Below are 4,968 nucleotides of genomic sequence, written 5' to 3'. Positions count from 1 at the left end.
GGCCGTCGTCGGCTCGTCGGCGATGAGCAGCGACGGGTCGTTGGCCAGGGCCATGGCAATCATGGCGCGCTGGCGCATCCCGCCCGAGAACTCGTGGGGATACTGGTCGACGCGCTTCTGCGGGTTGGGGATCCCCACCCGCCCGAGGAGGTCGACCGTCCGGGTGCGGGCCTGCGACTTCGACATGTCGGACTGGTGGACCCGGATGCCCTCGATGATCTGGGCGCCGACGCTGTAGTAGGGGTGGAGGGCCGACAGCGGGTCCTGGAAGATCATCGCCATCTTGTTGCCCCGCAGGGTGCGCAGCCGCTCGCCGCCGACCGTCATGAGGTCCTCGCCGTCGAGAACGATCGACCCCGAGGTCTTCGCCCGGGTCCTGCGGTGCAGCCCGAGGATGGCCTGGCTCGTCACCGACTTGCCCGAGCCGGACTCCCCGACGATCCCGATCGTCTTGCCCCGTTCGAGGTCGAAGGTGAGACCGTCGACTGCCTTGACGAGCCCGTCGTCTGTCGGGAAGTGGACCTTGAGGTCGCGGACGCTGAGGTACGCGCACTCCGTCGCCGTGGCGGGGTGGGTCCGGTCCCGGGGGGCCGCCTGCTGGCCGCGTGTGTCTGATGCCATCGTCCGATGCTCCTCGTTGCTCAGCTCAGCCGGACGCGCGGGTCGATGACACCGTAGAGGATGTCGACGAGCAGGTTGGCGACCACGATGAAGGTCGCCGCGATCACGACGATGGCGACGATGACCGGGAGGTCGGTGTTCTGGATCGCCTGGATGGCGTTGTACCCCAGGCCCTGGAAACCGAATACCTGCTCGCTGACGATGGCGCCTCCGAGCAGGCCGCCGAGGTCGAGACCGGCGGCCGTCACGATGGGGGTCAGCGCCGCGCGCAGCCCGTGCCGACGCACCACGGTGAACTCCTTGACACCCTTGGCCCGGGCGGTCCGGATGTAGTCCTCGGACATCGTCTCGAGCATGTAGGCCCGGGTGAGGCGGACATAGCTCGCGGCGAAGATCGCGGCCAGGGTCACGGCCGGCAGGAACAGTCCCTGGGCCCATCTGCCGGGGCTCTCCGCGAAGGCGACGTACTCCGGGCGGGGCCACAGGCCCCACTTGATGCTCACGAAGACGAGCAGGAGGGTGCCGATGAAGAAGCTGGGCAGGGAGTAGCCGACCAGAGACGTCCCCACGATGACCCGGTCCACCCATCGACCGCGGTTGAGGGCGGCAATGATGCCGAGGAGCACCCCGACGACGATCCACAGGATGAAGGCGGCGAACGCGATCGACGCCGTGATCGGGAGCGCGTCGCTGACGATGTCGGTGACCGACTTGCTCTGGCGCTGCGAGTAGCCCAGACAAGGGGCGTTGCACGTGAAGACGTTCTGGGGGGAGACGCGCTTGACCTCGGGGTCGTCCGGATAGTCGCGGCCGACGGCGATCCCCTTGATGAAGTTTGCGTACTGGACGGGGAGCGGCTTGTCGAAGCCGAGAAGCTTGCGATTTCCCTCGATGACGGTGGGGGTGCAGGACTTGCCGCACGTCAGGCTCGCCGGGTCGATCGGGGAGGCGAAGAAGACCAGGAAGGTGGCCATGCTGATGATGAGCAGCATGACCACGCCGGAGATGAGCCTGCGGATGATGTAGAAGAACATGGGATGTCGGCGCCGCTGGGGCGCAGCCGCCTTCCTCTCGCTGCGGACACCGACGCTGACCGTGCCGAACGGGGGTTGCCCGTCCGGCACGGCCGCCGCGGCGGCGGAACTGCTGGTTGGCCTGGAGGCCAGCCGTTACTTGACGGCGATGTTCGCCAGGTCGACGTAGCCGCCGAAGAGGAGGTTCTCCTCGTAGCCCTTGACCGCGCTGCCGCGCATGAAGACGAACTTCTGGTTCACGAGCGGGATGATCCCACCCTTCTTGGAGATCATCTCGTCGATGTCACCCCACGCCTTCTCACGGGCGTCCGCGTCCGGGATGAGATAGGCGGCGTCGATCGCCTTGTGGACGTCGGGGTCGTTGAAGTACCCGTAGTCCTGGTTGCTGCCAGCAGCCGAGATGTTGATCCGACCGTCCAACAGCGGCGGGATGTCCGTCGAGCCCGAGGGCCAGTCAGCGCCCCAGCTGGCGTAGAAGGCGTCCCGGTCCTTGAAGGCGGGGCTGGAGATGGTCCGGTAGTACTTGTCGGTGACGCCCTCGAGCGTCACGTTGAAACCGGCCTTGTCCCACGTCTCCTTCAGCGCCGAGAAGGACTTGTCGCGCGTCGGCGTCTTGCGGTAGGCGACGGTGATGGCGATCGGGGTCGCGATCCCGGCGTCGGTGAGCACCTTCTTGGCGCCGTCGGGATCACCGGCGGTCGGCGCACCGAAGGGGTTGAAGTCCTTGTAGCACTTCAGTGTCTTGTTGCAGATGGCGTACGACGGCTCCATGACCTGCTTGCCGCCGTTGGCCGTGACGTAGGCGTCGCGGTTGGTCGCCATGGCGAAGGCCTGGCGGATCGTCGGGTTCGACATCACCTTGCTCGTGACGTTCGGCTGGACATAGTCCACGTAGGGCGCCGGAGGGTTGGTCGTGCGGGTCGCCGCCTTCGGGTCGGCGACGATCTGCGGCAGGAGCGAGGCCGGCGCAGGCTGGAAGGTGATGGCCGTCTTGTCGTCACCACCGTCAGCAAGCATTCGCTGGTAGATCTGCTCGGTCGTGACTCCCTCGACGTCGACGATCTTGTCGGGGTAGGCCTTGCGCACCGGGTCCGAGGCCGCGTCCCAGCTGGGGTTGCGCACCCACGTCCCGCCCTTGGCCGCGTCGAAGGTGCCCTCGAGCATGTAGGGCCCGTTGGAGAAGACGTCGAACAGGCTCTTGTCGCCCTTGTCCTTGTCCTTGCGGAACGGCGAGAAGGCTGCGAGCGAGGCCGCAGCCTGGTTGAAGTCCGCCCACGGGGTCTTGAAGTGCAGGGTCAGGTTCTGGCCCTCGCACGTCACGGCCTTGTCGTAGAGATCCTGACCCTCGCCCTTGTAGGGACCGTTGTACCCGGCGACATCGGCGCCGGCCGCGTCCTTCTTGCCGGGGATGTCGAGGTACTGGAGGATGTAGGTCGGACCGTTGGAGATGACGTCCGTGGCGAAGGTGCGGGAGATGCCGTACTTGACGTCTTCGCACTTGACCTGCTGGCCGTCCTGCCACTTGGCCGTGTCCACGAGGGTGAACTTCCACGTCTTGCCCCCGTCCGACATCGTGCCGGTGTCGGTCGCGAGGTCGGGGATCAGCTTGGCGTCCTTGCCCGGCGTGTAGGTCGTCAGGCTGCGGGCGAAGACCCGGGAAGCGAACTCGAGGTCCGCGCCGATGTAGGTCTGCTGCGGGTCGAGACCGCTGTGCGGACCGAGGTTGAGCATGTAGAGCGTGCCGCCCTTCTGGCCGGCGGCTGCCGAGCTGCCAGCGGAGGGGGTGCCGCCGGAGCCTCCCGAGCTGCTGCATGCCGCCGCGGCAAGTGCCACGACCGCCCCGAGGGCGACCCCGGTAGCGCCCTTCTTGGTGCGCATCATGTTCTCTCCTTGTGTGCACGAACCACCACGGTCGGTGGGGTGGACCTACTCGCCGCGTTTGCGACGAGCTCTGCGCCGTGGCTCTGTGTGGCCACGGCGATCATGGGGGGTGTCGACCGGCGGGTGCGCTGCCACGTCATGAGCGCCCCGATCGGGGATCGAGCGCATCGCGCAGTCCGTCACCGAGGAGGTTGAACGACAGCACGAGGACAAAGACCGTCAACCCGGGGAAGAGGAAGTATCCGGGGTCGGGGATCGCGTAGCTCACCGAGTCGTTGAGGATCGCCCCCAGCGACGCCGCGGGAGGGTTGATCCCCACTCCGAGAAAGCCGAGGGTGGCCTCAGCGGCGATGTTGGCCGGCATGACGAGTGTGGTGTAGACCAGCAGCGGCGCCCAGAGGTGCGGGAGAAGCTCCTTGAAGTAGATCCGACCGCGCTTGGCCCCGAGCGAGCGGGCCGCCTCGATGAACTCGCGTTCGCGCAGGGACAGGACCTGTCCGCGCACGATCCGGGCGAACTGGGGGATGCCGAAGAACCCGAGCACGACGATCATGAAGATGATCTTCGGCGACGGCGCCGTATTGGGCTGATTGATGAGGTCGGCGATGATCTGCACGAGGACGGCCTGGAGTGCCAGCAGCATGAGGGTGCTGGGGAAGCTGAGGATGAGGTCGATGAACCGGCTGATGAACCAGTCGACGGACCCACCGGCAAAGCCCGCGATGATCCCGAGGATGGTGCCGATGACGACCGAGAAGACGGTCGCGAGGACGGCAACCGTCAGGGACGTCGTCATGCCCGTGAGGATCCTGGCCAGCAGGTCACGTCCCGTGCCGGGCTCCACGCCGAGCGGGTGGGCCCACGAGATGCCTCCGCCGAAGCCGTCCGGCATGGACCCAAGACCCGTCACGAGGTCGTTGTGGGTGACGTCGGGCTTGAGCACACCCAGATTGGCCAGGACCGGCGCCAGGACCGCCACGACGATGAAGAGCGTCGACAGGACGAGCGCCGCCATCGTGACCTTGTCCCGGCGCAGCCGGGCCCAGACGATCTCCCATGGCGAACGCCCCTTGATCGCGACCGCCCCGTCGAGGCCTTCGGTGTCGAGCGCGAGCCCGTCGCCGGTGTCCTCCTGGCCTGGGACAATCGTCATGCGTCTTCAAACCTCGGTCTTCTCAAAGGCGGATGCGCCTGCGCACATTCCCGGACGTCGAAACCCTAGACCAGCCCGTCCCACATGCTGAACCAACGCCCCCATACGTCGCCGGATCGTGATCGAACCCGGTGCATCTGTGGAGCAGCCTGTGAGTCCTATTTCGCCACCCGCGTCGTCGCGAGGTCGACGTGCCCGCCGAGCAGGAGGTTGTCCTGGTAGCCGACGACACCGGAGCCGTGGACCAGGACGTACTTCTGCTGGCCGAGCGCGATGTGG

Annotated in this window: 4 protein-coding genes; all 4 read right to left on the bottom strand. The window is 66.8% G+C overall.

The genetic code is table 11. The annotated features are described in order from the left end of the window. A partial coding sequence (locus ACLL9L_RS15840) for an ABC transporter ATP-binding protein (RefSeq protein WP_411285622.1) occupies window positions 1-621 on the bottom strand: 621 nt, incomplete at its 3' end. Window positions 622-641: 20 nt separating this feature from the next. Then, the gene (locus ACLL9L_RS15835; protein WP_411285621.1) at window positions 642-1,655 is read right to left on the bottom strand and encodes an ABC transporter permease; all 1,014 of its coding nucleotides are present in this window, start codon (window positions 1,653-1,655) and stop codon (window positions 642-644) included. A 135-nt stretch (window positions 1,656-1,790) separates the two neighbouring features. Then, window positions 1,791-3,536 (bottom strand): ABC transporter substrate-binding protein, encoded by a 1,746-nt coding sequence (locus tag ACLL9L_RS15830; protein WP_411285620.1) that lies wholly within the window; start codon window positions 3,534-3,536, stop codon window positions 1,791-1,793. Between the two features lie 136 nt (window positions 3,537-3,672). Then, window positions 3,673-4,689: an ABC transporter permease gene (locus ACLL9L_RS15825; protein ID WP_411285619.1), complete on the bottom strand. Its 1,017-nt coding sequence runs from the start codon at window positions 4,687-4,689 to the stop codon at window positions 3,673-3,675. Window positions 4,690-4,968: the final 279 nt, after the last annotated feature.

Origin of the sequence: Lapillicoccus sp. (genome assembly GCF_046595215.1) — a bacterium.
In the GTDB taxonomy this organism is placed as follows: domain Bacteria; phylum Actinomycetota; class Actinomycetes; order Actinomycetales; family Dermatophilaceae; genus Lapillicoccus.
The sequence above is the reverse complement of the archived record's forward strand: the minus strand, read 5'-3'. Positions and strand labels throughout refer to the sequence as shown.

Coding starts and splice junctions, on each gene's coding strand:
- ACLL9L_RS15835 (WP_411285621.1), bottom strand. CDS start 1,655: ATGTTCTTCTACATCATCCGCAGGCTCATCTCCGGCGTGGTCATGCTG.
- ACLL9L_RS15830 (WP_411285620.1), bottom strand. CDS start 3,536: ATGATGCGCACCAAGAAGGGCGCTACCGGGGTCGCCCTCGGGGCGGTC.
- ACLL9L_RS15825 (WP_411285619.1), bottom strand. CDS start 4,689: ATGACGATTGTCCCAGGCCAGGAGGACACCGGCGACGGGCTCGCGCTC.